General features: G+C 46.0%; 22 protein-coding genes. 19 read left to right on the top strand and 3 right to left on the bottom strand.

The genetic code is table 11. From position 1 onward, the window contains the following. The first annotated feature begins 58 nt into the window (after positions 1-58). The 4 genes from MHB85_RS24575 (at position 59) to yajC (ending at position 4,741) form a co-directional block, all read left to right on the top strand. Complete coding sequence (locus tag MHB85_RS24575; RefSeq protein ID WP_192133243.1) at positions 59-2,146, top strand: SpoIID/LytB domain-containing protein; 2,088 nt, start codon at positions 59-61, stop codon at positions 2,144-2,146. 6 nt (positions 2,147-2,152) lie between these two features. Continuing rightward, on the top strand, positions 2,153-3,181 hold the full coding sequence (gene queA, locus MHB85_RS24570) for a tRNA preQ1(34) S-adenosylmethionine ribosyltransferase-isomerase QueA (RefSeq protein WP_091027605.1): 1,029 nt from the start codon (positions 2,153-2,155) through the stop codon (positions 3,179-3,181). Between the two features lie 43 nt (positions 3,182-3,224). Next, the gene (gene tgt / locus MHB85_RS24565) at positions 3,225-4,361 is read left to right on the top strand and encodes a tRNA guanosine(34) transglycosylase Tgt (protein ID WP_036616872.1); all 1,137 of its coding nucleotides are present in this window, start codon (positions 3,225-3,227) and stop codon (positions 4,359-4,361) included. Positions 4,362-4,429: 68 nt separating this feature from the next. Beyond that, positions 4,430-4,741 carry a preprotein translocase subunit YajC gene (yajC, locus tag MHB85_RS24560; protein WP_036616875.1) on the top strand — a complete coding sequence of 104 codons (312 nt, stop codon included), beginning with the start codon at positions 4,430-4,432 and terminating at the stop codon, positions 4,739-4,741. Between the two features lie 126 nt (positions 4,742-4,867). Here yajC and MHB85_RS24555 read toward each other — a convergent pair whose 3' ends face one another. Next, positions 4,868-5,260 carry a TIGR04086 family membrane protein gene (locus MHB85_RS24555; protein ID WP_091020482.1) on the bottom strand — a complete coding sequence of 131 codons (393 nt, stop codon included), beginning with the start codon at positions 5,258-5,260 and terminating at the stop codon, positions 4,868-4,870. 228 nt (positions 5,261-5,488) lie between these two features. Here MHB85_RS24555 and MHB85_RS24550 point away from each other — a divergent pair, with 228 nt between their 5' ends. Then, the gene (locus MHB85_RS24550; RefSeq protein ID WP_105601856.1) at positions 5,489-6,217 is read left to right on the top strand and encodes a DUF421 domain-containing protein; all 729 of its coding nucleotides are present in this window, start codon (positions 5,489-5,491) and stop codon (positions 6,215-6,217) included. A 3-nt stretch (positions 6,218-6,220) separates the two neighbouring features. Here the strand turns inward: MHB85_RS24550 and spoVB are convergent, their stop codons facing one another. Continuing rightward, the gene (gene spoVB, locus MHB85_RS24545; protein ID WP_192133245.1) at positions 6,221-7,843 is read right to left on the bottom strand and encodes a stage V sporulation protein B; all 1,623 of its coding nucleotides are present in this window, start codon (positions 7,841-7,843) and stop codon (positions 6,221-6,223) included. A gap of 227 nt (positions 7,844-8,070) precedes the next feature. Here spoVB and MHB85_RS24540 point away from each other — a divergent pair, with 227 nt between their 5' ends. The 6 genes from MHB85_RS24540 to MHB85_RS24515 all read left to right on the top strand — a co-directional run bounded on the left by MHB85_RS24540 (position 8,071) and on the right by MHB85_RS24515 (position 14,585). Next, positions 8,071-8,310, top strand: a complete 240-nt coding sequence (locus tag MHB85_RS24540; RefSeq protein WP_036617497.1) for a post-transcriptional regulator — start codon at positions 8,071-8,073, stop codon at positions 8,308-8,310. 91 nt (positions 8,311-8,401) lie between these two features. After that, positions 8,402-9,652 (top strand): protein translocase subunit SecD, encoded by a 1,251-nt coding sequence (gene secD, locus MHB85_RS24535; protein ID WP_091020478.1) that lies wholly within the window; start codon positions 8,402-8,404, stop codon positions 9,650-9,652. Further along, on the top strand, positions 9,642-10,550 hold the full coding sequence (secF, locus tag MHB85_RS24530; RefSeq protein WP_091020476.1) for a protein translocase subunit SecF: 909 nt from the start codon (positions 9,642-9,644) through the stop codon (positions 10,548-10,550). Before secD ends, secF begins: the two co-directional genes overlap by 11 nt. A 73-nt stretch (positions 10,551-10,623) precedes the next feature. Then, on the top strand, positions 10,624-11,583 hold the full coding sequence (locus tag MHB85_RS24525; RefSeq protein WP_091020475.1) for a cation diffusion facilitator family transporter: 960 nt from the start codon (positions 10,624-10,626) through the stop codon (positions 11,581-11,583). Positions 11,584-11,623: 40 nt separating this feature from the next. Next, positions 11,624-14,032 (top strand): single-stranded-DNA-specific exonuclease RecJ, encoded by a 2,409-nt coding sequence (gene recJ, locus MHB85_RS24520; protein ID WP_105601832.1) that lies wholly within the window; start codon positions 11,624-11,626, stop codon positions 14,030-14,032. Between the two features lie 37 nt (positions 14,033-14,069). Next, complete coding sequence (locus tag MHB85_RS24515) at positions 14,070-14,585, top strand: adenine phosphoribosyltransferase (protein WP_192133247.1); 516 nt, start codon at positions 14,070-14,072, stop codon at positions 14,583-14,585. Positions 14,586-14,745: 160 nt separating this feature from the next. On the opposite strand, the gene uraA is transcribed toward MHB85_RS24515, so the two are convergent. Continuing rightward, positions 14,746-16,062: a uracil permease gene (gene uraA, locus MHB85_RS24510; RefSeq protein ID WP_091020470.1), complete on the bottom strand. Its 1,317-nt coding sequence runs from the start codon at positions 16,060-16,062 to the stop codon at positions 14,746-14,748. A 374-nt stretch (positions 16,063-16,436) separates the two neighbouring features. Between uraA and MHB85_RS24505 the strand changes: the two genes are divergently transcribed. The 8 genes from MHB85_RS24505 to aspS all read left to right on the top strand — a co-directional run bounded on the left by MHB85_RS24505 (position 16,437) and on the right by aspS (position 26,590). Next, a complete protein-coding gene (locus MHB85_RS24505; RefSeq protein ID WP_091020468.1) occupies positions 16,437-18,614 on the top strand; it encodes a RelA/SpoT family protein in 2,178 nt (725 codons plus the stop codon). Positions 18,615-18,626: 12 nt separating this feature from the next. Continuing rightward, positions 18,627-19,088: a D-aminoacyl-tRNA deacylase gene (dtd, locus tag MHB85_RS24500; protein WP_192133249.1), complete on the top strand. Its 462-nt coding sequence runs from the start codon at positions 18,627-18,629 to the stop codon at positions 19,086-19,088. Positions 19,089-19,164: 76 nt separating this feature from the next. Next, positions 19,165-19,332 carry a hypothetical protein gene (locus MHB85_RS24495; protein WP_017686784.1) on the top strand — a complete coding sequence of 56 codons (168 nt, stop codon included), beginning with the start codon at positions 19,165-19,167 and terminating at the stop codon, positions 19,330-19,332. A gap of 265 nt (positions 19,333-19,597) precedes the next feature. Continuing rightward, the gene (locus MHB85_RS24490; RefSeq protein ID WP_091020462.1) at positions 19,598-20,104 is read left to right on the top strand and encodes a type 1 glutamine amidotransferase domain-containing protein; all 507 of its coding nucleotides are present in this window, start codon (positions 19,598-19,600) and stop codon (positions 20,102-20,104) included. 104 nt (positions 20,105-20,208) lie between these two features. Further along, the gene (locus MHB85_RS24485) at positions 20,209-20,655 is read left to right on the top strand and encodes a hypothetical protein (RefSeq protein WP_091020461.1); all 447 of its coding nucleotides are present in this window, start codon (positions 20,209-20,211) and stop codon (positions 20,653-20,655) included. Positions 20,656-21,287: 632 nt separating this feature from the next. Next, positions 21,288-22,556 carry an SEC-C metal-binding domain-containing protein gene (locus MHB85_RS24480; protein ID WP_192133251.1) on the top strand — a complete coding sequence of 423 codons (1,269 nt, stop codon included), beginning with the start codon at positions 21,288-21,290 and terminating at the stop codon, positions 22,554-22,556. A 788-nt stretch (positions 22,557-23,344) separates the two neighbouring features. After that, positions 23,345-24,598 carry a histidine--tRNA ligase gene (gene hisS, locus MHB85_RS24475; protein WP_017686789.1) on the top strand — a complete coding sequence of 418 codons (1,254 nt, stop codon included), beginning with the start codon at positions 23,345-23,347 and terminating at the stop codon, positions 24,596-24,598. Positions 24,599-24,811: 213 nt separating this feature from the next. Beyond that, the gene (gene aspS / locus MHB85_RS24470; RefSeq protein WP_036616911.1) at positions 24,812-26,590 is read left to right on the top strand and encodes an aspartate--tRNA ligase; all 1,779 of its coding nucleotides are present in this window, start codon (positions 24,812-24,814) and stop codon (positions 26,588-26,590) included. Positions 26,591-26,604 lie beyond the last annotated feature (14 nt).

The raw sequence follows: 26,604 nt of genomic DNA, 5'->3' as shown, positions 1-26,604 counted from the left end.
ATATTACGTGTGTTAATCCGATATAAAGTGAAGGCAATGCATGGAGAGGAGTCTGATTGTGGGAAAAGCAATACGAACGAAGAAGTGGAGTCGTCGATTGAAGGTACTGGCGGCAGCTCTTTTGACAGTGGGTTGTCTGCAAGTGCCTGCATATGCAGCAGGAAATGATGGACAGACGATCCGGGTAGCCTTGTTTGCGAATCTGGGCAGTACGTATAAATCAACTACATCACTCATTACGCTTGAATCGACCGGACAATGGAGCATCCAATCGGAGAGTGGCGCAAATGTAAGCCTTCCGGCAGGGCAAGTTCGTTTCAGTGCAGATGGTTTCAGAGTGAAAGTGTTGGAAACAGCGGATTTCAAGGCAGCATCTGCAGCAGCAAAATTGTTGCAGGCAACCGCGGATAAGCCGTTGTTGTTCACAACGTCTGTGAATGGAAATGCCATTTACCAGCTCTACACAGGCAATTATGCAACGGAGGCACTGGCTGGACAAGCTGTTACACGGGTACAAAAGGCAGCAGCAGCTCAATTGGCTGGTCAAAAGCCAACTGTGACCGGAAGTAAGCGCCTGTCTGCTGGAACGTATGGTTCACTTCAGGAAGCAGAGGCAGCGCAAGCCAACCTTTTATCAACAGGAGTTAGTAGTGCTTATCCGGTCCTTCAACTGAGTGGAGGAAGCCAAGCATATGCAGTATGGGTGGGTGAAGCTTCAACGGATGCGGAATTAACCGCATTAAAGAACAGTGTGGAAGCCAAAGCTCCGGGGGTAAGCCTTTCACCTGTCAACAATAGTGCAGGGCTCATCATCCGCCAGGATGCAGGATTAAGTACGGATGCACTCAAAACAGCTCCCCATTACACCATTGCAGGTACTGAATCCAAAGCATTGGTACAAGGGAATGGGAATGGTATCAAAGTAGTGGAACGTTCCCAGCGAACGTATCGTGGAGATATGGAAATCAGCATCGTAAGTGGTGATCTGGCGTTGGTCAATGTCGTTCCACTGGAGCAATACCTGTACTCTGTCGTAGGGGCAGAGGTGTATTCCTCCTGGCCTGCTGAAGCTCTGAAAGTTCAAGCCGTAGCTGCCCGATCCTACGCGCTTCAACAGGGTGAACGTTTCAAAATTGCCAATGTTGTGGATACAACGCTCAGCCAAGCCTATAACGGGATTGGTTCGGAGAACGATAAAGTAACCAGCGCAGTAGATGCAACTGCTGGAGAAGTAGTCAAGAGCGGTGGGAAAATTATCGAAGCGGTGTTCTCCTCCAATGCGGGCGGACAGACCGCTCATCCTTCTGAGGTATGGAACGGCGGAGCAGGTGTGTTCACCAATGTGGTTAGCTCAGGGGATACATCAGCCCAGGCAGGATTACATACGTGGTACCATGTGCTGCTGAGTTCAGGCGTTAGCGGGTACATTCGTGAGGATAACATCAAAGAATTAACGACCAAGACCAATGCGGGACTGGCCAAAGTGACGGTAACGGCTCAGAACACCAATGTACGTGCCATTCCGTTAATTCAATCCACCGTTGAACCTGTAGCCAAAATGAATCCAGGCAACGAAGCTGTTGTACTGGCAAAAGTGGCTCAATCGAATGATTATGCTTGGGTGAGAGGACCTTTCACGTCTGCACAGTTGGTTAAATCCCTTCAGGGTAAAACAACAGCGTCTGTTCCTGCTTCAATCTCAACCTTGGAAGTGACCAAGCGTGGACCTTCCGGAAGAGCACTTGAAGTCACTGCCAACGGACAGGCTATGACGGTGAAATATGCCGATACATACCGCTCTGCGCTTGGTGGATTACCGAGCACTTTATTTGATATTGCAGGAACCGGAAGTTATACTGTATTAGGCGCTGACGGCAAAACAGCCAGCAAAACCGGTTCTAATGGTGCTGCTGTAATGTCTGCCTCTGGTACAGGCTCATCATCCGGTAATGCCCTTGTGGTGATGAGTGGTGATGGTCAAGCGAGAGCGGTAACGCAGGGTCAGACCTTCATGTTCATCGGTCAGGGCAATGGCCACGGATTGGGCTTGTCCCAATGGGGAGCCAAAGGCATGGCAGATGAGGGGTATGATTACCAGGCAATATTGAAACACTATTATCAAAATGCGACTATTGTTAAGGAATGAAACTAAATGAATGTGAACTTATATGATTTTGAATTACCGGAGCAATTGATAGCACAGACGCCGTTGCTTGATCGCACGGCATCCCGTTTGCTTACCTTGAACAAAGATAGTGGTGAGATTAATCATCAAACATTTCCTGATATTATCGATTTTCTGAATCCCGGCGATACATTGATTCTGAATGATACACGTGTTCTTCCAGCTCGTCTGTTTGGTACAAAAGAAGATACAGGAGCAAAAGCGGAAGTGCTATTGCTTAAAAATGTGGAAGGCGACAAGTGGGAAGCACTGGTTAAGCCGGGTAAAAAGCTGAAAGCCGGTTCGGTCATCGTATTCGGTGAGGAACTGAAGGCAATCATTGAAGAAGAGGGCGAGATGGGGGCACGTACGCTTACGTTTACGTATGATGGAATCTTCCAGGAGATTCTGGACCGTTTGGGTGAGATGCCGTTGCCACCTTATATCAAGGAGACATTGGATGACCGCGAACGGTATCAGACCGTGTATGCCAAGCATGAAGGATCGGCTGCTGCACCTACAGCGGGACTGCACTTTACGGATGAATTGTTGGATCAGATTCGTGCCAAAGGTGTTAATGTGGCCTTCATCACGCTTCATGTAGGACTGGGAACATTCAGACCAATGTCGGTAGACGTTGTAGAAGATCATGTCATGCATGAGGAGTATTACTCCTTGTCACAAGAAACAGCAGACCTGATTAACCAGACCAAAGAGAATGGACACCGTGTTTTTGCGGTTGGTACAACCAGTTGCCGGACTCTGGAAACGGTAGGCAGCAAATTTGAAAATGGAATACTGCAAGCGAGCAGCGGATGGACCAGCATTTTCATCTACCCAGGCTATTCCTTCAAAGTGATCGATGGGATGCTTACGAATTTTCATCTCCCGAAATCCACGTTGGTTATGTTGGTTAGTGCACTAGCAGGCAGGGAACATATTATGCAGGCATATGAGGAAGCCATCCAAGAGAAATACCGGTTCTTCAGCTTCGGCGATGCCATGTTGATATATTAGTATAACGGTATAACGATTAACTTTTAGAGGATGATTAAAACCAATGGCAGCAATTACGTATGAACATATCAAAACTTGCAAACAATCCGGTGCACGTCTGGGACGTGTACATACACCTCACGGTATTATTGAGACACCAACCTTTATGCCTGTAGGGACACAGGCGACTGTCAAAACAATGAGCCCTGAAGAGTTGAAAGAAATGGATGCTCAGATTATTTTGAGTAATACCTATCACCTGTTTCTAAGACCAGGACATGAAATCATCCGTGAAGCTGGCGGATTGCACAAATTCATGAACTGGGATCGTCCAATTCTGACGGACAGCGGCGGATTCCAAGTGTTTTCTCTCAGCGAGATGCGCAAAATTACGGAAGAAGGCGTTAACTTCCGTTCTCATCTGAATGGAGACAAGAAGTTCCTTTCTCCTGAAGTGGCGATGGAAATCCAGAACGCACTTGGCTCCGATATTATGATGGCGTTTGATGAATGCCCACCGTATCCGGCTGAATATGAATATGTAAAAAAATCACTCGAAAGAACAAGCCGCTGGGCGGAACGTTGTCTCGAAAGTCACGCTCGTCCGCATGACCAAGGTCTGTTTGCCATCGTACAGGGAGGCATGCATGAGGATCTTCGCCGTCAGAGCGCCGCAGATTTGACTTCCATGGATTTCCCGGGGTATGCTATTGGTGGACTGAGTGTTGGAGAACCGAAACATTTGATGTATGGTGTATTGGATTATACGTTACCTTTGTTGCCATCCAATAAACCACGTTATTTGATGGGGGTAGGTTCGCCCGATGCGTTGATTGAGGGATCAATTCGTGGAGTGGACATGTTCGATTGTGTTCTGCCAACCCGGATTGCCCGTAACGGAACAACAATGACCAGCCAAGGACGTCTGGTAGTTCGCAATGCCAAGTTTGCAACAGATTTTGGACCATTAGATCCTGAATGTGATTGCTACACTTGCCGCAACTATTCCAGAGCTTATCTGCGTCATTTGATCAAAGCAGATGAAACATTTGGCCTGCGTTTGACAACGATCCATAATCTTCATTTCTTGCAGAATTTGATGCGTAACGTACGTAAAGCCATTATGGAAGATCGTTTGCTTGATTTCCGGGATGAATTTTTCGATCAATATGGTCTTCATGACAATGACAAAGGTTTCTGATTCAAGTTTTGCGGAAGCCGGCGTAACAAGTAATATCTGTACGTATAGTCGATAAGGGGGAGTTTTGAATGTTTCAAGGAATGCCTCTAGCAGGAGCGCAAGGCGGTGGAATCGTATCTTTGATTGTACCTTTAGTACTCATGGTTGCGATTTTCTACTTCTTAATGATTCGTCCACAGAACAAAAAGCAAAAGCAACGGAATTCCATGCTGAGCCAGTTGAAAAAAGGCGATAAAATTGTAACGATTGGTGGCCTTCACGGAACGATCGCTGAGATTACGGACGATGTGGTTGTATTGCGTGTAAACGATGTAACTAAGCTTACATTTGACCGCAATGCAATCAGCACGGCCGTAGCTCGTGATACGGCTGTTGAATAGTTACTGTAACATAGAATAATAAGGGTACGTTTGTGGCGTATTCACTAGTAGAGAACCGGATCTCCCTGGAGACACCGGTTCTCTTTTTTGATTTATGAGTGAAGGTCGATGTTCTTTACCAGTCAGTTAGGAGCGATGCGTATTTACACCGAATATGCCACCGAGAGCTGAAATGAAAAACGCGCTAAGCAGTTGTAGACTATCCTTCCAATTAAACGAAGCATCCAGCGCGAGAAATCCGATCAACAGCACAAGGAGTCCATATACGATTCCGGTAATCCCTCCGTAGTACCATCCTTTTTCACCAGAACGTTTGCCTGCCACAAAACCACCAACCAATAATGACAAGCCATGAACAACATAGGTATACAACGAGAGGTCCTGTTCCCGCATTCCGCTCATCCAGAGAAACAAGGAGAGAATAAATGCCCCGATAAACATCCATACAAAAGCCTGACAGAGGCCTGACAGAATCGGATTGGACACTCGAAACGAAACCAAGCGGCGGATCAATTGCATGAAGCAACCCCCTTGTACAAGTTATAAGTTAATACAGTGTATGGTCAAGCTTTCGGACTTATGAACTGTTTTCCATTAAATGAACGGATTATTTCTGCATGAGCATGTAAGGTTCAGGTCAAAATAGGGATTGCACTACCCAGCTAACTGTTAAAAACTCAGTTTCGAAGGAGGACCCCTGTTGTGAACTTCCCAGATGTCGGATCACATATCTTTCGAACCATTCTCATGTACTTTTTGGTGTACTGTGCAATGAGGGTTATGGGTAAACGTGAGATCGGTAAGCTATCCATGTTTGATCTTGTCGTGTCCATTATGCTTGCTGAAATGGCTGCTTTTGTCATTGAAGATATTGATAAACCGCTCTCTCACGGGATTGCCCCCATGCTTACCTTGATCATTGTACAGATCGGAATGGCCTTTATAGGTCTTAAAAGTCGGCGTCTTCGCCTGATAATTGATGGCAAACCTACTGTTTTGATCTCCAAAGGCGTCCTTCACCGGGATGAGATGCGGAAGCAACGCTATAATCTGGATGATCTATTGCAACAACTCCGTGAACAGAATGTAGACAGTATCGGTGAGGTTGATTTCGCTATTTTGGAGACCACAGGCAAGCTGACCGTGTTTCCCAAGGATGAGAATATTTCTAACGACAGCAATTCTTCCGGTTCTGACTCAGAAGATTCTTCTTCCAGTAAATCCAAAACGGGAAAAAACCAGATTGACGGATCTCCAAATATCAAATTTCCAAATATTAAATATGAAGGTCTGCCACTACCCTTAATTATGGACGGAAAGGTTCAGGATCAGAATCTTGAGATCATTCAGAAAACGAGATTTTGGCTGAAAAATCAAATTCAATATAACGGAATTCTGGATTTCAAGGATGTATTTATATGTTCCATTGACCACAATGGGAAGATATATGTCAGTCCAAAAGATGATAAAAAATGAAAATCATTTGCCTGACCGGCGCTTGAACCATGAACCAATCAAAGGAACACGGGACAGATCATGAAAGTCAATCATTTTGGTCCAGCCCATGACGATGAAATACACGATAAGCCCGACAAAAGGAGCGAGAAGCATCCTTACCCAAAAAGGCAATATCATGGCAGTCTCTTCGTATACAAGTAGGGTCGCTGCTCCCATGATAAACATTCCTGCACCCGTCTTGACCCAATCCATCATTTTGAAGCGGAACTGTAGCAGGCTACGTACGCTTTGGGCATGCAACAGGGTAACTACCGTAGAATTCACACAGATGGCGATGACTGCACCGAAGATGCCATATTCAGGCTGGGAAGCAAGCGTTAAAATCATCGTGATTTTGATAACAGCACCGATAAACGTATTTAGCAATGCTTTACCTGGACGGTCAAGAGCTTGTAATGCAGCTTGAAGAGGAGCTTGAATATAAATGAACAAAGCAAAAGGAGCCATTAGCTTCAGCATGCTTCCGATCGATGCATCATTATACAGAACAAGACACATCGGTTCGGCAAGCACATACATAAACACGGAAAACGGAGCACCTGTCACAAGTGCCAAACGTAAGGCCTGATGCATTCTTTTGTGAATCAGTGCGCGATCTCCCTGAGCAGAAGCTTCGGACAGTGAAGGCACAAGTGATGTCGCGAGCGATGAGGTTAGTGCCCCCGGCAGCAGCAGCAAAGGAATAATCATACCTTGTAATGCACCATATTGTGCTGTAGCGAGCCCTTTGGATATGCCTGCCAGAGCCAGACTCTGGGCAGTAACGATGGTTTCGGCCAGATAGGATAAGGAGCCAACCAATCGGCCTGCTGTAACAGGAATAGAGATTGCAAGCAAACGCCGGATTAATCCCGGCTGTGGAGTACCCGTTTCTTTCAGAACTGAAGGTATTGGGTTTAAAGGTTTGGCTGTGAGATTGGACATGTTCTGTTGCATAGCGAGCGGTAACTCTTTCTTCTGCCTGTTATACTTCCACAAGAGTACAAGCATACCGCCGAATTCTCCAACGAGCGCGCCCAGCATGGCACCAGCAGCAGCTTGGGCAATACCGTGGGGGAGGAGAAGCCAGGCAAACCAAATGACACAGACGATACGAATGATGGTTTCAACAATGGATGAAATGGCAGTAGGCATCATATTTTGCTTGCCTTGGAAGTACCCTCTGTAGACAGCAGATACGGCGATAATGGCAATCATGGGGCTCATACTAACGAACGTATGGTACACCCGCTCATCAGTGAGCACGTACTTGGTAACCCAGGGTGCAAACAGGATGCACAAAAACATGAATACAACACCAAGGGTCAACGTAAAACTTAAGCTTACTTGCAGGATTCGCTGGGGAGAATAACGATTGGCACCGGTATCAGCTTCGGCAACGAGCTTGGCTACGGCGAGCGGAATACCACCCGTAATTAATGTCACCAGTACGATAAAAAAGGGATAGCTCAATTGGTAGATGCCAACACCTTCTGCACCGATGACTCGTGGCAGCGCAATGCGCGGTATGAAACCAAGTATTCGATTAATTATGCCTGCCGCGAGCAGGATCATGGCCCCCTGAATAAATGTCTGTTTCTTCAAGACTACCCCTCTTTCCCGGTTGAAAGTACAGGCTATCAACATAAACGGGACAAAGCCGTTGTTCTTCATCCTATGCCAGTCCTTTATCTTCTCATGACAACTTGGACACGATTAACAAAAAGAACCATAATCAGCAAGAAGGAATATGATTAGGTGAAGTCGAATCATGTAATATTGATGCCGCATAAAGGCTTGGATGTACGAAGGGAGGCTCCCCGTTGGAAGAAATGAATGATGTGGAGTTGGAACAATCAATAGAGATGCTCTGCCGTAGCAAGGCGGAGGAATTAAGGCTTGTCGGTTACGAATATGTCACCAGCAAAGATGTCTGGAATTGCGTCAGTCATAAATATGAAAAACAGGGCATTCCACCGCTTCACCAGCTGGTGAACGACATTTTGTCACTGAAAGCAACAAGCTTTATGAACTTTATGACCGTGTCTGCATACCGGGGGTCCTCTTTCTAGACGAAAGGGATCTTTTTTGTTGAAAATTGACTGCTTTTTACGGCATCGCTATAATAGGAATATTGAGAACGAAAGGGGATCTAGGAACGGCATGAAAAGAATTATCAGTTTCATTCTGGTCGTGCTTGTCACCACAGGGGTAATGGTGGGAACAAGCCCGGAACTGCTCAAAAATATACGCTTGGGCCTTGATTTAAAGGGAGGCTACGAGATTTTATATGAAGCAGAGCCGCTCGAAGCAGGTCAACAAGTAACGAAAGCATCTTTGGTGCAAACGGCCAAAAGCCTTGAAAGCCGCGCCAATGCGCTTGGAACAAGCGAACCGGAGGTAACCACTGAAGGAAGCAACCGGATTCGATTGAAGTTGGCAGGGGTTACGGATGAGGCTGAAGTTAGAGCCAAAATGAAAGAACCTGCTGTTTTGACCTTCCGTAGTAAAGCAGAGAACGACAAGGAAGGCGAATACACCAAAATTGAGCTTCGCGGAAATGAATTTGTTGAGAATGCAGCCAAAGTTGTGTTCACTCAATTGAATGAGCCGATGATTGACATTCAAGTGAAAGACAAAGCCAAATTTTCCGAGATTACCAAACGTTTGATCGGACAACCTCTCGCTATTTATTTGGACGATGAGCTTCTATCTGCTCCAACCGTTAGACAACAGTTGACAGATGGTTCCGCTCAGATTTCGGGTGCTTACACACGTGACGAAGCAAACCAGCTTCGTGACACCATTAACCTGGGTGCATTGCCACTGAAACTTACAGAGAAGTATTCACAAAGTGTTGGTGCAACACTTGGTAAGCTTTCTTTGGATCAGACTATTAAAGCGGGATTGATTGGTTCCGTTATTATTCTAGTGTTCATGATTGGGCTTTATCGCATTCCTGGTATTATTGCGAGTTTTGCCTTGATTACACATACGTGGCTGGTACTTGCAATCTTCTATTTAGGAGAATTCGTGCTTACCCTTCCAGGTATTGCGGCGTTTATCCTGGGTATAGGGATGGCGGTGGATGCCAATATCATCACGTACGAACGGATTAAAGAAGAGATGCGCAGTGGTAAGTCGATCTTGTCTTCGGTTAAAGCGGGTGGTAAACATTCCTTCCGGACAATCATTGACTCCAATGTCACTACCATTATTGCGGCCGCTGTTATGTTCTTCCTGGGTACAGGTGCGGTTAAAGGTTTTGCACTCGTGCTGATCTTTGATATTGTCACCAGTATCATCACGAATATTTTCTTCTCCCGCTTCCTGTTGACCCTGCTCGTACGGGCTAACGTGTTGAAGAAGCCTAAGTACTTCGGAGTGAAGGAGAGTGAAATTCGTGCGCTTTAATTGGAATTTTGATTATATTAAAGGAAGTAAAATTGCCTATACATTCTCGATCATTTTAACTGTGGTAGGGATTATCAGTTTGCTCTCACTTGGATTAAACTACGCCGTTGACTTCCGTTCAGGATCAAATGTGGATATTACCGTATCCAAAGCAGTTACAACGGAGCAAATCAATCCAATCGTGAATGAACTGGGTGTTGACACAAAGGAAGTCCAGATTACAACTGGATCTGATCGGGTTAATATTCGATTCTCGAACGTACTGGATGAAAACCAAGAAAGCAAATTCAAGCAAGAATTTAGCAAACTGGATGAGACTGCTTCTTATGAAGTGAATACCGTTGATCCAGAAATGGCCAAAGAGCTTGAGCGTAATGCAATCTATGCGGTGCTGATTGCCAGTATCGGAATCATGATCTATGTTGCGATTCGATTCGAATGGCGATTCGCTTTGGCAGCAGTTGTTTCCATATTCCATGATGCCTTCGTAGTTATAAGTGTATTTTCTATATTCCGTCTTGAAGTGAATCTGACCTTTATTACGGCAGTGTTAACCATTGTCGGATTCTCGATCAACGATACGATCGTTATCTTTGACCGGATTCGGGAGAATCTGCGTTTCGCCAAAAAATCAACGAAAGCTGATTTGCGTGAAGTGGTGAATCATAGTTTAGCCCAAACGATGACGCGCTCGCTGAATACAACATTTACTGTATTTGTTGCTTCACTCTGTTTGTTTATTTTTGGCGGAGAGTCGATTCGTATGTTCTCTCTGGCGATGGTGATCGGAACATTCTTCGGTGCCTATTCTTCAATCTTTATTGCAGCTCCATTATGGTTTACGCTCAAAGGTAAACAAACGAACAAACCTAAGACAGTAGCTAAAGAATCTAACTAAACATTTTATTGTGAAGCCGCGTCTGCCAGGCGCGGTTTTGCAACTTTATGTACAGAATTAAGGGGGAATATTCATGACCAGAGAACATATCCCATCTGCCCAGGCTGCCACATGGAGCGGTATTGCTGGTAATATGGGACTTGCGGTGATCAAGGCGGGAGTCGGTTATATGGCAAACAGCAAATCATTGCTCGCTGACGGCTTGTATTCTGCTTCTGAAGCTGGTTCTGCCCTGGCAGGTCTCTTTCCCTCCAAGTCTGTACGTGATAAGAGCAAGGCTCGCAGGGGACGGTTTAAAGAACATTCAAGTGTTGCTAGACCCGGAATCTCAGTATTGTTATCTGTGCTGATTCTCATGGGTGGATTACAGCTTGCCATCTCCGCATTGGGCAGTCTCTCCGGAAGTGAACCGGAAGCACCCGGCAAGTCGGTACTTTTGGTGGCTGTTGCAGCTTTGGCTGTGAAAGAAGCGATTTTTCAATTTCAGTACAGATATTTCCGTAAACGAAACCAGTCTCAGGCGCTGGCCTATGCACAGCAACATCGCCGTGCACTCTATTGTTCGCTCACCGTGTTAATCGGCATTATAGGATCGATGGCTGGTGAAGAAACGGGTTTGAGCATGCTGCTCTACCTGGACCCCACAGCTGCGTTGATTGCTTCCTGTTTTGTGCTTCACAAGGGTTACCGAATGATTGTGGACACAGTCTATGGTTCACTCGTTCAGGAGTTGGAGCAGGAAGAAGCGTCAGATTTCAAAGAGACCGTACAGCGGGTATATGGCATCATTACCATTGAGCATTTGGTTGCACGTGAACAGGAACATGACGTTACGATTGAGCTGGTCATTAGTGTGAATCCGAGGATCTCGATACTGGAAGCACAGGAGATTGCAAATCGTGCCAAGACATTACTGCTCACCCGTTTCAGTCATGTGAAAGAAGTACAGATTCAAGCGATACCTTATGATCCAGGTTATCCCTATAAATCCAATCATGAACTGCCCGATCACGAAGCGACATTAATTCAGTAGTGAAGCGCGGGTCCAGTAGATCAGGAAAGGAGCGTTATCATTGCTTTATTCGCAATACCGGTGGAATACACCGAATATCGATTTGGAGGCGGCTGCGGGACTCTCGCAGGCGCTTTCCGTTTCACCCCTTGTTGGACGTTTGCTTGTGAGTCGAGGAGTGCACAATGAGAAGGAGGCCGAACGTTTTTTGCATCCTGACCTTAATCAGATGCATGATCCCTATCTGCTCCTCGGCATGAATGAAGCTGTGCCACGTATCAAACTGGCATTGGAGCGGGAAGAACATATTTTGATCTACGGGGATTATGACGCTGATGGCGTATCCAGCACATCGCTTATGATCCATTTGATGCGTCATCTTGGGGCTTCGTACGATATCTATATCCCTCATCGCTCGAATGAAGGGTATGGGTTGCACAACCATGCGTTGGATTGGGCCCATCAACAAGGCGTTTCATTGATTATTACCGTGGATACCGGAATCAGTGCTGTTGAACAGATTGCCTATGCGGCAACACTGGGAATTGAAGTCATTGTGACAGACCACCACGAGCCACCTGAAATTTTGCCAGAAGCCTTTACTCTTATTAATCCAAAACTTCCAGGATGTCCGTATCCTTTTAAAGGTTTGGCCGGAGCGGGAGTAGCCCTGAAACTTGCTCAGGCACTAATCGGGGAGGTACCCGGTGAATGGATGGAGATTGCCGCCATCGGTACCGTAGCCGATCTGATGCCTTTGGAAGGGGAGAACCGGGTTATCGTCAGTTATGGAATAGAATCGATGCGTGGTTCACGTCTACCCGGTGTGAGTGCATTGCTGGAAATCAGTGGAGTGGATCAGAGTCAGGTGACTTCAATTAATATTGCCTTTGCCATGGCACCTCGTATTAATGCCAGTGGACGTTTGGATCATGCCGGGAGAGCGGTATCACTTCTCACCACCGAGAATCTGGATGAAGCTCATACGCTTGCGGGCCAACTAGATCTATTGAATCGGGAGCGGCAGCAAGTCGTAGAGGGCATATTACAAGAAGCAACTGCACAGCTGGAACAAAAGATACAGCTACGTTCAGGATCCGTTCCAGATGTAATCGTATTGGCTGGTGAGGGCTGGAACGTTGGAGTGGTTGGTATTGTGGCGTCCAAATTGCTGGAGCGTTATTACCGACCTACACTTATCCTTGGGATCGATCCAGAGAGCGGTGTCTGCAAGGGCTCTGCGCGCTCCATTGAGGGCTTGGATATCTATCAGGCACTCACAGTCAATAAACACACTATGGACCATTACGGGGGACACCCTGCTGCAGCAGGTATGACCTTGCATCGGGAACAGCTGGAAGAACTTGAGGCTGGTTTGAATGAGTTTGCTGCATCTGTATTAACTGAAGAGGACTTTGTACCTCAACGTCTTGCGGATGATGAATGCAGAATCAGTGATGTTCCGCTGAAAGTGATCCAGGAGATCGACAGATTGCAGCCTTTTGGAATGAGCAATCCTTCGCCACGGTTTGTATTGAGAAGTGTGACTGTGAAGGAAACCAGAACGATGGGACGAGAGAAACGCCATCTGAAACTGGTTCTGGAACAGGATGGTCAGCAACTGGAAACCGTCGCTTTTGGCAAGGGAGCGTTAGCAGAATTTCTTCTCCCAGGTTCCGTTATTGATGTGATGGGAGAACTGTCCATCAATGAATGGAATGGAATGAGAAAACCTCAATTGATGCTTCAGGACATTCATGTTCCTCAGGTTCAAGTGTTTGATTTGCGCGGAAATGCCGAGCCATTAAATGCGATGAAACATTTCTTGAGCTCACTTGAGGTGCATCTGCGATATAAATCTGGTTCTGTTGGTGCAATTGTTCGGAAAGAAACAGACGTTTCCGAGGGAAATTCATTGTATGAACCTTGCCTTTGGGTATATGATAGAAAGGTCGGGTTATTTCCGTGTAATGCTGCTGCACAGCATTATGGACAGGAACAAGTCCGGACGTTATTTGTGTTTGATACGCCGGAAACCCCGGAACAACTTAATGCCATGCTGGCTTTGTTCAGTGGAGCTGAGAATATCATCCTTCTGCACGGATCAGGCAACCGCCGAGATCGCCTTCAGATGCCTTCCAGAGAACTCTTTAAGCGTATTTATATGCAGGTGTTGAAATGGAAAGCTGAACCCGTGGAGGAACAAGAGATTACTCCTGTGCTCAGTCGTCAGTGTAGTTGTTCGCCGCGCATGATTACGATGATGTTGGATGTATTCGAAGAGTTATCCTTCATTACCCGTGATAACGGCAAAATTACGTTTGTGGATAACCCGCCTAAGCGTGAACTAACCGCTTCACGTCACTATCAGGCGCTCGAAAATATGGCCGAGATAGAACAGGTGATGCTGGATGCAGCCACACCGCAACTGACACAATGGATGATATCCCGGATGAAGGGCGTATCTTAGATGGAAGTTTGTGTATTTATTTTAGGAGGAGATTATTTTGGATTTTAAAGATTATATTCGTGTCATCCCTGACTTTCCACAACCGGGAATCAGCTTTAAGGACATTACAACATTGTTGAAGGATGGAGAAATGTACCGCAATGCGATCAATGAACTGAAAGTGATGGTTTCTGATCTCAAAATTGACGTTATTGCTGGACCTGAAGCACGTGGTTTCGTTGTGGGCGCCCCTCTGGCATACGCTCTTGGTGTCGGTTTTGCTCCGATTCGCAAAAGTGGAAAACTGCCTGGAGAGACGATTGAAGTTGGTTATGATCTCGAGTATGGCAAGGATACACTCGCGATGCACACAGATGCGATTGAAAAAGGTCAAAATGTCCTGATCGCAGATGATCTGCTCGCAACGGGTGGAACGATTGCAACTTCCATCAACTTGATTGAACAATTGGGTGGGAACGTTGTTGGTGCTGCATTCCTGATCGAGCTGTCTGATCTGAATGGTCGTGCTAAGTTGCCTGGAAAAATCGATGTATTCACATTGATGAACTACTAAGTTTAAATCTCCACTTGGAGTGTTGTGATTAAAACCTGAATTGCTTTTCCGTTTCCCGGGAAATAATATACAGCATTAATGATTATAAAAAAGCCTGTTCTATCCAACCGTTAAGGTTGGATAGAACAGGCTTTTTTTGATTATATACGGTACAGTGAGATTAATCAGGCGTTTTTTCAGTGATAGGCTGTTTTTGCGAATCGTCATTCAACCAACCCATTACTTCAAACAGTTTGAACAACAAGCTCATCAGGATTCCGACGATGGTTGCCAGTGCCATCCCTTTCAGATGAACGCCGTAGAAGACAACCTCAGTACCACTCAGTCCAATGACCAGTACAAGTGTAGTAAGCAGTAAATTGGTCGGCTTGGCAAAGTCGACTTTCTGTTCAACCAGAATACGCAGACCCGATGCTGCAATAACTCCGAACAGAAGCAGGGATACCCCACCCATAACAGGCACAGGAATGTTAGCTACAAGTGCTGAGAACGTCCCTGAGAAGGAGAGCACGATTGCAATAACCGCTGCCCCACCAATGACGTATGTAGAGTATACGCGGGTCAGTGCCATAACACCGATGTTCTCACCATAGGTTGTATTGGGAGTAGATCCTACAAACCCGGAAAGAATGGTGGATACCCCGTTACCAAGCAGGGAACGATGGAGGCCTGGGTCTTTCGAAAGATCTTTGCCCACAATGCTGCTGGTTACAAGTAAATGTCCAATATGTTCTACGATAACGACAAGCGCTACAGGTAAAATGGTGAAAATGACGGACCAGTCAAATGTAGGTGTGGTTACAGTCGGTAGTGAGATGAAATCAGCTTGTCCAATAGCTTGTTTGTCTACGAGACCCATTAAACTACCCAATACATAACCGGATACAATTCCGATTAAAATATGAATGATTTTGGGGAAACCACGGAACGTCACGGCTCCAATGACAGTGATTCCGAGCGTGACCATAGAGAGAATAATGGGTTTTGCCTGAGGAAACCAGTTGGGGTTAGCTACAGGATCCGAATTAATTAATCCGGCCATACCAGCTGCAACGGGTACGAGTTCCAGACCGATCAGGGCAACAATGGCACCCATAACTGCTGGGGGAAAGACTACGTTAATCCATCCGGTACCAGCATATTTAATAATGAGGGCTACGAGGCAGAACACAATACCTGTAATGATAAAGGCGCCCAGTGCCATGGAGTAACCGTTACCTGGATTTTCTTTTAATACCATTGTGACAGGTGCAATAAAGGCAAAGCTTGATCCGAGATATGCTGGAATCTTACCTTTACACATCAGTATGTACAACAGTGTTCCAATCCCGTTCATCAGCAGGATCATACTTGGATCGACACCGAACAGGTTAGGTACAAGCACCGTGCTGCCAAACATGGCGAACAAATGCTGAAGGCTAAGCAGTGAACCTGAGCCAAGTGGCATCTTTTGATTAACCTGAATTTCGCGTTGCAATGAATTTCATCTCCTTTTCCGAAACACAAACTTTCAATAGATTACAGAGTTTCTCTTAATTAAGCAATAACATTTTTGACGTAGCAGAGCGATGGAATTTATATTTTCATGAATTTTCCTTCTATTTCAGCAAATAACGGCAATAATACATAAGAATTAAAGAAATACATTCAATCCCCTGTGAAGCATAGGGAAACGGGTTAACAGTAATACAGATCACCAATATAAAAATTGGATAAGCGCTCTTATTCGTCAGCAGTTGACGGGAAACGGGCGAAGCGTCATAATTATAGGAAATTACTTTTACGGGGAACCTGTGTTGCAGCACTGTCACGGGTTCCATTTGGTATAGAAAGGACACGGAACAGATCAGAATGGGCATAGAGCAATTACTCGAGAAGGCCGGGGCATATATCAAAGAACCCGATCTGGTGCGCATACGAGAAGCTTACGAATTTGCTGATCAGGCCCACCATGGACAGACGCGAAAATCGGGAGAACCGTATATTCTGCATCCGCTTGCGGTTGCCGACATTGTTGTGAACATGCAGATGGACACCATCTCCATAATAGCAGCGCTTCTTCATGATGTAGTAGAGGATACTACGGTCTCACTTGAAGAGATCCGCAATCATTTCGGCAATACGTGTGCCATGCTTGTTGACGGCTTGACGAAGCTGGAACGTATTAAGTTCCGCTCCAAGGAAGAACAGCAGAACGAGAACTACCGCAAAATGTTCATCGCCATGGCGCAGGACATCCGTGTCATCGTGATTAAATTGGCTGACCGTCTGCATAATATGCGGACACTCAAGTTTCAGTCGGAAGAAAGCCAGCGCCGAATTTCATATGAGACGCTGGAAATTTTCTGTCCGATTGCGAACCGTCTGGGGATCTCTGCGATCAAATGGGAAATGGAGGACATCGCCCTCCGTTATTTGAATCCGCAGCAATATTACCGTATTGCGAACCTGATGCACAAAAAGCGTGCCGAACGTGAGCAATATATTGATACGGTTATGGACGGAATTACGAACAAACTCGATGAGATGGGCATTCAGGCAGACCTTTCGGGCCGCCCGAAACATATCTACAGCGTGTTCAAGAAAATGACCACCAAAAACAAGCAGTTTAACGAAATTTATGATCTGCTTGCCATTCGTATTATTGTGGATAATATCAAGGATTGTTATGCTACCCTGGGAATTATACACACCTTATGGAAACCGATGCCTGGACGTTTTAAAGACTATATTGCGATGCCAAAGGCGAATATGTACCAATCGCTGCATACAACCGTAGTTGGTCCCAATGGCGAACCAACGGAAGTACAGATCCGGACATGGGATATGCACCGGACTGCTGAATTTGGTATCGCTGCTCACTGGGCATATAAGGAAGGCGCAGCGGCAGGTCCGCAATTCGAAGATAAAATTACGTTCTTCCGCGAAATTCTTGAACTCCAAAATGAAGCACAGGACGCGTCAGAATTCGTAGAATCGCTCAAAATGGATTTCTTCTCGGATCTGGTATTTGTATTTACGCCAAAAGGAGAAGTCATTGAATTGCCGATCGGCTCTGTTCCTTTGGATTTTGCTTATCGAATTCATACGGAGGTTGGTAATCGGACCATTGGTGCCAAAGTAAACGGTCGGATTGTTCCGCTTGATTATCATCTGAAGACAGGTGATATCATCGAAATTTTGACGTCCAAACATTCTTACGGACCGAGCCAGGACTGGATGAAAATTGCGAAATCTTCTCATGCACGAGCGAAGATCAAACAATGGTTCAAGAAGGAACGCCGTGAAGAAAACGTTGAAAAAGGTCGGGAAAGCTGTGAGCGTGAACTGAAACGTATGGGGCTTGATCCTTCTGCGTGGATGACGGATGACAAGTTGATGGAAGCTGCCAAAAAATATGCATTTAATGATATTGAGGACATGCTTGCGGCTGTTGGATTCGGTGGGATTACTGCTGCACAGATTGTAACCAAAGCAACCGAAAAACTGCGTAAAGAGCAGGAAGAATCCAGTTTGCTGGAATTAAATTCTGAGATGCGCGAGCTGAAACCTGCGCCTGAGCGCAGAAATCGACCAACCAACGGTATTCGTGTCAAAGGCATCGATAATCTGCTTGTTCGATTCGCACGATGCTGTAATCCTGTACCTGGAGATGACATTATCGGATACGTTACACGTGGACGCGGCGTTTCCGTACACCGTAGTGACTGTCCGAATATTCCTACAAGTGCAGACGGTGAAGAAGCAGCACGTGTTATAGAGGTCGAGTGGGAAGAGAATATCGAAGCAAGTTACAGTGTGGATATTGAGATTACAGGCCATGATCGGAATGGCTTGCTCAATGAGGTACTTCAGGCTGTATCTGAAAGTAAAACCAATATATCTGCCGTTACAGGACGGACAGATAAAAATAAATTAGCATTGGTGCACGTCACAATTCTGATTCGTAATACGGATCATCTGCAATCCGTTGTAGAACGGATCAAACGTGTGAAAGATGTCTATTCAGTGCATCGGATTATGCAGTAAGGAGCCTGTAAGATGAGGGTGCTTGTACAACGCTGTAAAGAGGCTCAGGTGACTGTGGGAGACGAGCTGACAGGTAAGATCGAATCCGGATTAATGCTGCTCGTAGGCATTACCCATGAGGACACCGGGAAGGATGCCCAGTATCTGGCTGACAAAGTTAGTGGGTTGCGGATATTTGAGGATGATCAGGAGAAGATGAATCTCAGCCTGCTTGATGTAGGCGGTGCTGTATTGTCTGTTTCCCAGTTTACCCTGTACGGAGATTGTCGCAAAGGAAAGCGCCCGAGCTTTGCGGCTGCGGCCCGACCTGAAGCGGCAGAACTGTTATATGAAACGTTTAATCAACTGCTACGGGATAAAGGTATTCAGGTGGAAACCGGGCGTTTCGGAGCGATGATGGATGTAACATTTACCAACTGGGGACCCGTGACTTTGATGCTTGAAAGTCCGGTTCGTCAGGAACTACGTGCATAATTTCATAGGGTTCAGGCCATAATGAGGGATAATTCGTTGATGACTATTTCATGATCAAAGGAGCATCCATCCAATTATGCGCCAATCTGCGAAAGAAACACGTACCCGTTCAGAACCTCTGTTACTCCCTGGCAACCTGTATGAATCATTGCACCTTGCCCGTTCGGCTGCTGAGTATGTTGCAACGATCTGGGCACTTCAGGATTCGGACAAAGGGAAGCAGAGTCATCTTCCGCGATCTTGAATGTTTACACAGGTATATAATTATCCGATATTTGGATCATACAGATTCTGAAAAAGTCCTGATTCCTTACCGAATCAGGACTTTTTGTCATGAGATGATCTTTTTAAATGTTCGTTTGATGACTTCGTTACAAAATGAAATTACATTGAATTGTTATAAATTGCTCTGGTGAGGGTAATAACAAAACGAGGCACAACGAAGTGCCATTGTACTGCAAGGCCCGATTCATAAAGAAAGTTCGAACACGGAAAGGAGAACATACATTATGAGTAAAGTTGCTTTTTTATTGGCGAATGACTTTGAAGATTCGGAGATGCAGGTTCCGTATGACGAAGTAAAAAAAGCTGGACACGAAGTGGAGATTATCGGATTAAAAGCCGGTGAGACCCTTAAAGGTAAAGGAGGAAAGGCCTCCTATACGACAGATAAGGCGATTGCTGACGCATCCGCTTCAGAGTATGATGCAGTCGTGATTCCTGGTGGATCATCCCCTGAGAATTTGCGATCTGATGCGCACATCTTGAAGTTTGTCACTGAGATCAACAGTGCGAAGAAACCAATCGCAGCGATATGTCATGGCCCGCAAATTTTGGCTAGTGCCGGTCTGTTGAAAGGCCGCACCATTACATCCTATCCACCACTTAAGGATGACATGGTAAACGCAGGAGCAGAGTTCAAGGATCATGAGGCCGTTGTGGATGGAAACTATATTACATCCCGAACACCTGAAGATGAGCCAGCGTTTGTACGTGAACTGCTAAAAGTAATATAACTTCAGCTAGTGAAACTGACATATATTGATGTATCTTAACTACGTTACATCGTGACGTTTACAAACTTCACGTTGCATTTCATTCCGAAAAAGGAGGGTTTGACATGACAAAACATATTCAGGCGTATTTTCGAACCGAGGACGAGGCAGAGGGAGCAAGAACTTCACTTCAGACGTTCCGTACAGAGCATTTGGAAGTAGGTCAACTTGATAGTGCGATAGGTAGAGACACGCGTGTTATGGTGCCACTGGTGCCTTATAATACAGCAGGTGGCGTAGGTACCAACGGAGCAATGGGTGTAGGTGCAGCCCCTGGTGTTCCAGCCAGCGAAAATGTGATCCCTGTGGTAGCCAATGTGGACCGTGATGCAGAACGGGATACTCGTGACAGAGTGAATGAGGATGGAGACCTGCTGCAAGCGGCGGATGTTTCTTCGGCCGATTATGATGATCTGCATTATGTTCTGTCTGCCAAAGTAAGGGATGAGGATTATGACGAGATTGTTCATAAGCTTCGTTCCAACCATGCCTATGTGGAAGATTTGAATTAACGTGTAGATACTTCATGGCCCTTGCACTGCTCGACCACACAGTCGAGTGATGTGCAAGGGCTTTTTAATCAGGAGGATATTAAAAAGTTAATTTATAAAGCGCTATCATTTTTGTAATATTACTGTAATATTAGATACATAAGCCTTTAACATAGTGGGCTTATAATAACACACATGACCCCCTTTTTTTATATATCCTTTGAGCCTGCACACCGTGTGCAGGCTATTTTTTTTTGAGCTGAGAATGTGTATGTTTTGGGCAGAGCTTACCCCTTTATTCAATTTTTGCTAGAATAGAGAGATGGGTTTATATATTCTACAGCGAATTGTTTTCATAGTTGGGTTACATTGGACGGTAAATTTAGCTCCAGCGATTGGGTTCAGGCGAATCCAATCCTATGACAGTGAGTATGAGGAACTCATCGCCAGAGTGATCCGTCATATTCCAGATGAACACATACTCGCTGAAACGGCCCCACCTTTTTTATATAAGTACGGGGCAGCCGTTTCTGCTTGATCGATGGAATTTGAAAGTTATATAGAATGCCTCGTTAGAGAAATGACACCTACAATGCTAAAGCAACAGAGTTCTCATGCGAATGGCTAGAGACAGATTTAAGGGGGAATTAGTTTTGAGTAAGGTTGGAAGAAATGATTTATGCCCATGCGGTAGTGGGAAAAAATATAAGAAATGTTGTCTCAACAAGGAGTCCTCTGCAGTAGAATCCATACTGGGGATAATATCAACGGAGCAACCGGTTCGGGAAGCTTCTATTCAGCCTGAGAGCAAACTGACCTTGACCAAGCTGAAAAAGATGGTGGCAAGCGATTTGAAATGGGAGCATCCGGCTCACGAACAGCTGGCCCTGCAGACTATTGAGAACATGAGGAAACAATACGAGCCAGAGGTGATTTTGGAAGCTCTGGTGTTATGGAACGGCTACTCCCGTCAGACCCGTCCTACTGTGAAGAAGACAGGCTCGTTCTCTGCTGCAATTGAGTATTTGCTGTCCGAGGAATACGGCTTCAATGTCTCAAAGGCTGAGCTGGCTGATAAATATGAGGTAACGACAGGCACGATCTCCCGGAAGGTTAAGGAGATGAGTAGTTACATCGAAGAATACGGCATGGGCGGGGAAACGGACGAGCTATTGATGCTGAACGGTCCAGGCACATCGAAAGACAAAGCACAGGCTCTGCTGTCTAAGGCAAGGGAAGCGAGCTCTTCCAAACGGAGAGTACATATGGCGGAAACAGCGCTGGAGATGTATCCTGACAGTTCTGATGCGTATCTCATTCTAGCTGAGGAATCGGACGATGAGCAAGATGCACGATCTTACCTCAAGGAAGGAATCGCTGCTGGCAAACGTGAACTGGGCGAACTGTTCTTTGAGGAGAACAAAGGGGACTTCTGGGGGCTTCATGAGACTCGTCCCTATATCCGGATATGCAAAAGTTATGCCGAATCCTGCTGGTTTGGCGGAGATACGAAAGAAGCAGCACAAGTCCTGGAGCATATTCTAGAGCTTAATACGGAAGACAATACCGGAGCACGTTACTTGCTCGCTGCTGTGTATTTGTACAGTAACCAATTGGATCAGGCAGAGCAATTGCTGGAGGAGTATGGAAGAGGTGACGCCGCAGCGGCCTTTGCCTATGACAAGATTATTCTGGAGTATAAGAAAAACGGAATCACCTCCCAGCTCAAAATGCTGTACCGTGTGGCGCGGGGTGTGAACAAACATGTGCCTGATTACCTGTTGGGTTTGAAGCGGTTGCCGCATAACCTCCCTGATTTTGTCGGGATGGGCGACTCCGACGAAGCGATTGAATATGTCATTATGCATTCCCGTTTATGGGCGAGCGCGCCGGATCTGTTGAAGTGGATGCTGCAACAATAGAGGAATAAGAAGCGAATAGAAGTTGGAATTCATATGATGAATCCAGCTTCTACTAGCCATATTTTCTGTGGACTCCTCATACCATGCTGCGTGTGAGTAAAATTTTTTAGAGCTATCTTTTCGTGTTAACCCTTGACTTTAGCACTGCGGTTCATTACAATCAGAAAATAATAAGTTGACTACAGTCAATACAAGTCGATTTTTGAACTATATTACTGATTTGATGACGGGACCAAGTACTCCGTACCCACATGACCAGAGAGGAATCCCAAGGCTGTAAGGATTCTCTTGATGAGCGGACGAATGACTTCCCCGAGAACAGACGGCGAACATAACAGACATGATCTGTTGACCAGTAGCCGGCCTGCGCAGGACGTGCGTTACACGTAGAGCGGAATATCTGCTTGATTACAGTGCCCTAGGCAATGTTGAATCACCAGAGATCACCTGAACGGCTAAAGTGTCAGGTTTCCGGAATGTGGGTGGTACCACGGGTGAATGTATATTACACAATCTCTCGTCCCTTTGTTTGCTATACATAGCAGACAGGGCGAGGGATTTTTTTGTTATATAAGTTGATTCTAACATTTATACCATAACGGAGATTGTAGAACCAATCTGTAGAAGCGAAGCGTTCGCCTTTATCCCCGGATTTTCACATTGAAAAAAATTAATTCAAAGAATCTGGGGATAACAGCGATCAAAAGATGGTACTACAGTCGGAGAGTCCAGGTGTAACATTTCTGGATTAACTTTTACAGAAAAAAATCAATGCTGGAGGGATCAAGATGGCTTTTCAAAAACCGACTGGAACGCAGGACTTACTGCCTGGAGTTGTCGAGAAATGGCAGTACGTAGAAGAAAAAGCACGAGATCTGTGTCGACGTTTTAATTACCGTGAGATTCGTACACCGATCTTCGAACAGACTTCTTTATTTGTACGCGGTGTAGGAGAGACTACCGATATCGTTGAGAAAGAAATGTATACCTTTGATGACAAAGGCAATCGCAGCATGACTCTTCGTCCAGAGGGAACAGCCGGTGTTGTCCGTGCGTATGTAGAGAATAAAATCTACGGCGAACCGGATGTGAGCAAGTTGTATTACATCGGTCCGATGTTCCGGTATGAGCGTCCGCAGGCAGGCCGTCAGCGTCAGTTCCACCAGTTTGGTGTAGAAGCCATCGGTGCACTGGACCCGGCGATTGATGCCGAAGTCATCGCACTGGGCTACCAGTTGTGTGTTGAGCTCGGCTTGAAGGATGTTAAAGTGGAGATCAACTCCGTTGGTAACTCGACTAGCCGTGCAGAATACCGCGAGACATTACTTGGGTTCCTCAGACCGATGAAAGACAGCCTGTGCAAGGACTGTCAGTCCCGCATGGAGCGTAATCCGCTGCGTGTACTCGACTGTAAAGTCGATCAGGACAAATTCGTAGGGGCACCGTCCATATTGGATAGCCTGGATGAAGAGTCTTTGAATCACTTTGCCAAGCTACAGGCATACCTGGATGATTTCGGAGTAGATTATGCTGTGAACAATCGTCTGGTACGGGGCTTGGATTATTACACGCTGACTGCGTTTGAATTAAAAGCCCAAGGGATTGGAGCAATTGATACGGTTGGCGGCGGTGGCCGGTACAATGGTCTCGTTGGAGATATCGGCGGACCTGATCAGCCGGGCATCGGCTTCGGTATTGGTCTGGAGCGTATTCAACTGATTCTGGAGCACCAGAACATTGAGGTGACTACGCTCGCTCCACTGGATGTGTACTTTGTTGCTCTGGGAGAGGCCGCTGATCGTGAAGTGAACCGACTGTTGTTCAAACTTCGCCAGTCTGGACTGTCTGGTGAACGTGATTATCTGGGTCGCAAGATGAAAGCACAGATGAAGTCAGCTGACCGTTTCAAATCCCGCTATACCGCCATCCTTGGTGATGACGAGCTAGAGCGTGGTGAGATCGCCCTCAAGTCGATGGATACGGGTGAGCAACAAACCGTGAAGCTTGATGATCTGGTAGCGGCAATTCGCGAAGGTAAATAAGCACGAAGTATTACATTAAGTCTTAAACATTCAAGTTAAACAATTGATCCGGCAAAATTACTGAGGTTCACCGACGATTCCAATTAAGCGGAAGTTGGCGGGCCAGAGGTAACATGCCTTTTTGAATACATGGTCTACACGTAACCGGACTGTTGAAGAGCAGGTAATAATTGCCCATACAGAACGGAAATTCACATAATGAGGAGTTTGGTTATGAAAAGAAGTCATCATTGCGGCGCATTAACACCCGCACACATCGGTGAAACAGTAACATTGAACGGTTGGGTTCAAACCCGCCGTGACTTGGGGGGCGTACTTTTCATCGATCTGCGTGATCGTAGCGGAATTGTACAAGTTGTCTTTAACCCGGCTTATTCCGGTGAAGCTTTGCAAATCGCAGATCGCGTACGTAGCGAGTATGTTATCGCTGTAACGGGTAAAGTTGTTAAACGTGATGCAGAAACAGTTAACAAAAACCTGCCTACTGGCGAAATTGAAGTTCAAATCACAGAAATCGAAGTGCTGAACGCAGCCAAAACACCTCCATTCTTCATTGAAGATGGTGTTGAAGTTGATGAATCCCTTCGTTTGAAATATCGTTACCTGGACCTGCGTCGTCCGGAAATGTTCGAAACATTGAAACTGCGTTCCAAAGCATCCAAAGTGTTCCGTGACTACCTGGATGGAGAAGAGTTCGTTGAAGTGGAAACACCAATCCTGACCAAGAGTTCCCCGGAAGGTGCGCGTGATTATCTCGTACCGAGCCGTGTGCATGAAGGTGAATTCTTCGCCTTGCCACAATCCCCACAAATCTACAAACAATTGCTGATGGTGGGTGGCGTTGAGCGTTATTATCAGATCGCTCGTTGTTTCCGGGATGAGGATCTGCGTGCAGACCGTCAACCAGAATTCACTCAAGTCGACATCGAGACTTCTTTCCTGCAACAGGATGACCTGCTGCCAATGATGGAAGAACTGATGGCCAAATTGCTGCGTGAAACGAAAGGTATTGAGCTGGAACTGCCTTTCCAACGGATTACGTATGCAGATGCAATGGGTAAATATGGTTCAGACAAACCAGATCTGCGCTTCGGTATGGAACTGGTTGAAATGAACGATATTGTAGCCAACAGTGGTGTGAAAGTGTTTGCTTCCGTCATCGAAAAAGGTGGAGAAGTGAAAGTGCTGAACGCTAAAGGCTGTGGCACATGGAGCCGTAAAGAGATCGATGATCTCGGACCATTTGCTGCACGTTACGGTGCGAAAGGTCTGGCTTGGATTCAAGTAAAAGACGGCGAGTTCAAAGGGCCAATCGTGAAGTTCTTCACGCCTGAAGAAATCGAAGCTGTCAAAGAACGCACAGGTGCTGAGGATGGCGACTTGTTGCTCTTCTCTGCTGACACGAAAAAAGTGGTTGCTGACGTGCTGGGTGCATTGCGTCTGAAAATCGGCCGTCAACTCGGACTGATCGATGACAGCAAATTCAAATTCGCTTGGGTTGTGGACTTCCCACTCCTCGGATATGATGAAGATGCAAAACGTTATGTGGCAGAACACCATCCGTTCACACGTCCAAAAGACGAAGATGTACATCTGTTCGACACAGATCCGGGTGCTATTCGTGCCCAAGCCTATGACCTTGTTCTCAATGGTTATGAAGTAGGTGGCGGTTCGATGCGTATCTATAAACGTGACGTTCAGGAGAAAATGTTTGCTGCCCTTGGACTCTCTACAGAAGTAGCGAATGAGAAATTCGGCTACCTGCTGGAAGCATTTGAATATGGAACACCACCACATGGCGGAATTGCTTTTGGTCTTGACCGTTTGGTGATGTTGCTGGCGGGTCGCACAAATCTGCGTGAAACGATTGCCTTCCCGAAAACGGCAAGTGCAACGGATCTGCTGATGAATGCACCTTCCGAAGTGGATGACTCGCAATTGGAACAACTTCATATCCGTGTAGCCCGTAAACCGGTAGCGGAAAAGAAATAAAGGAGGCATCGATT

The organism is Paenibacillus sp. FSL K6-4396, from assembly GCF_038002525.1.
GTDB lineage: Bacteria > Bacillota > Bacilli > Paenibacillales > Paenibacillaceae > Paenibacillus > Paenibacillus amylolyticus_B.
The sequence above is the reverse complement of the archived record's forward strand: the minus strand, read 5'-3'. Positions and strand labels throughout refer to the sequence as shown.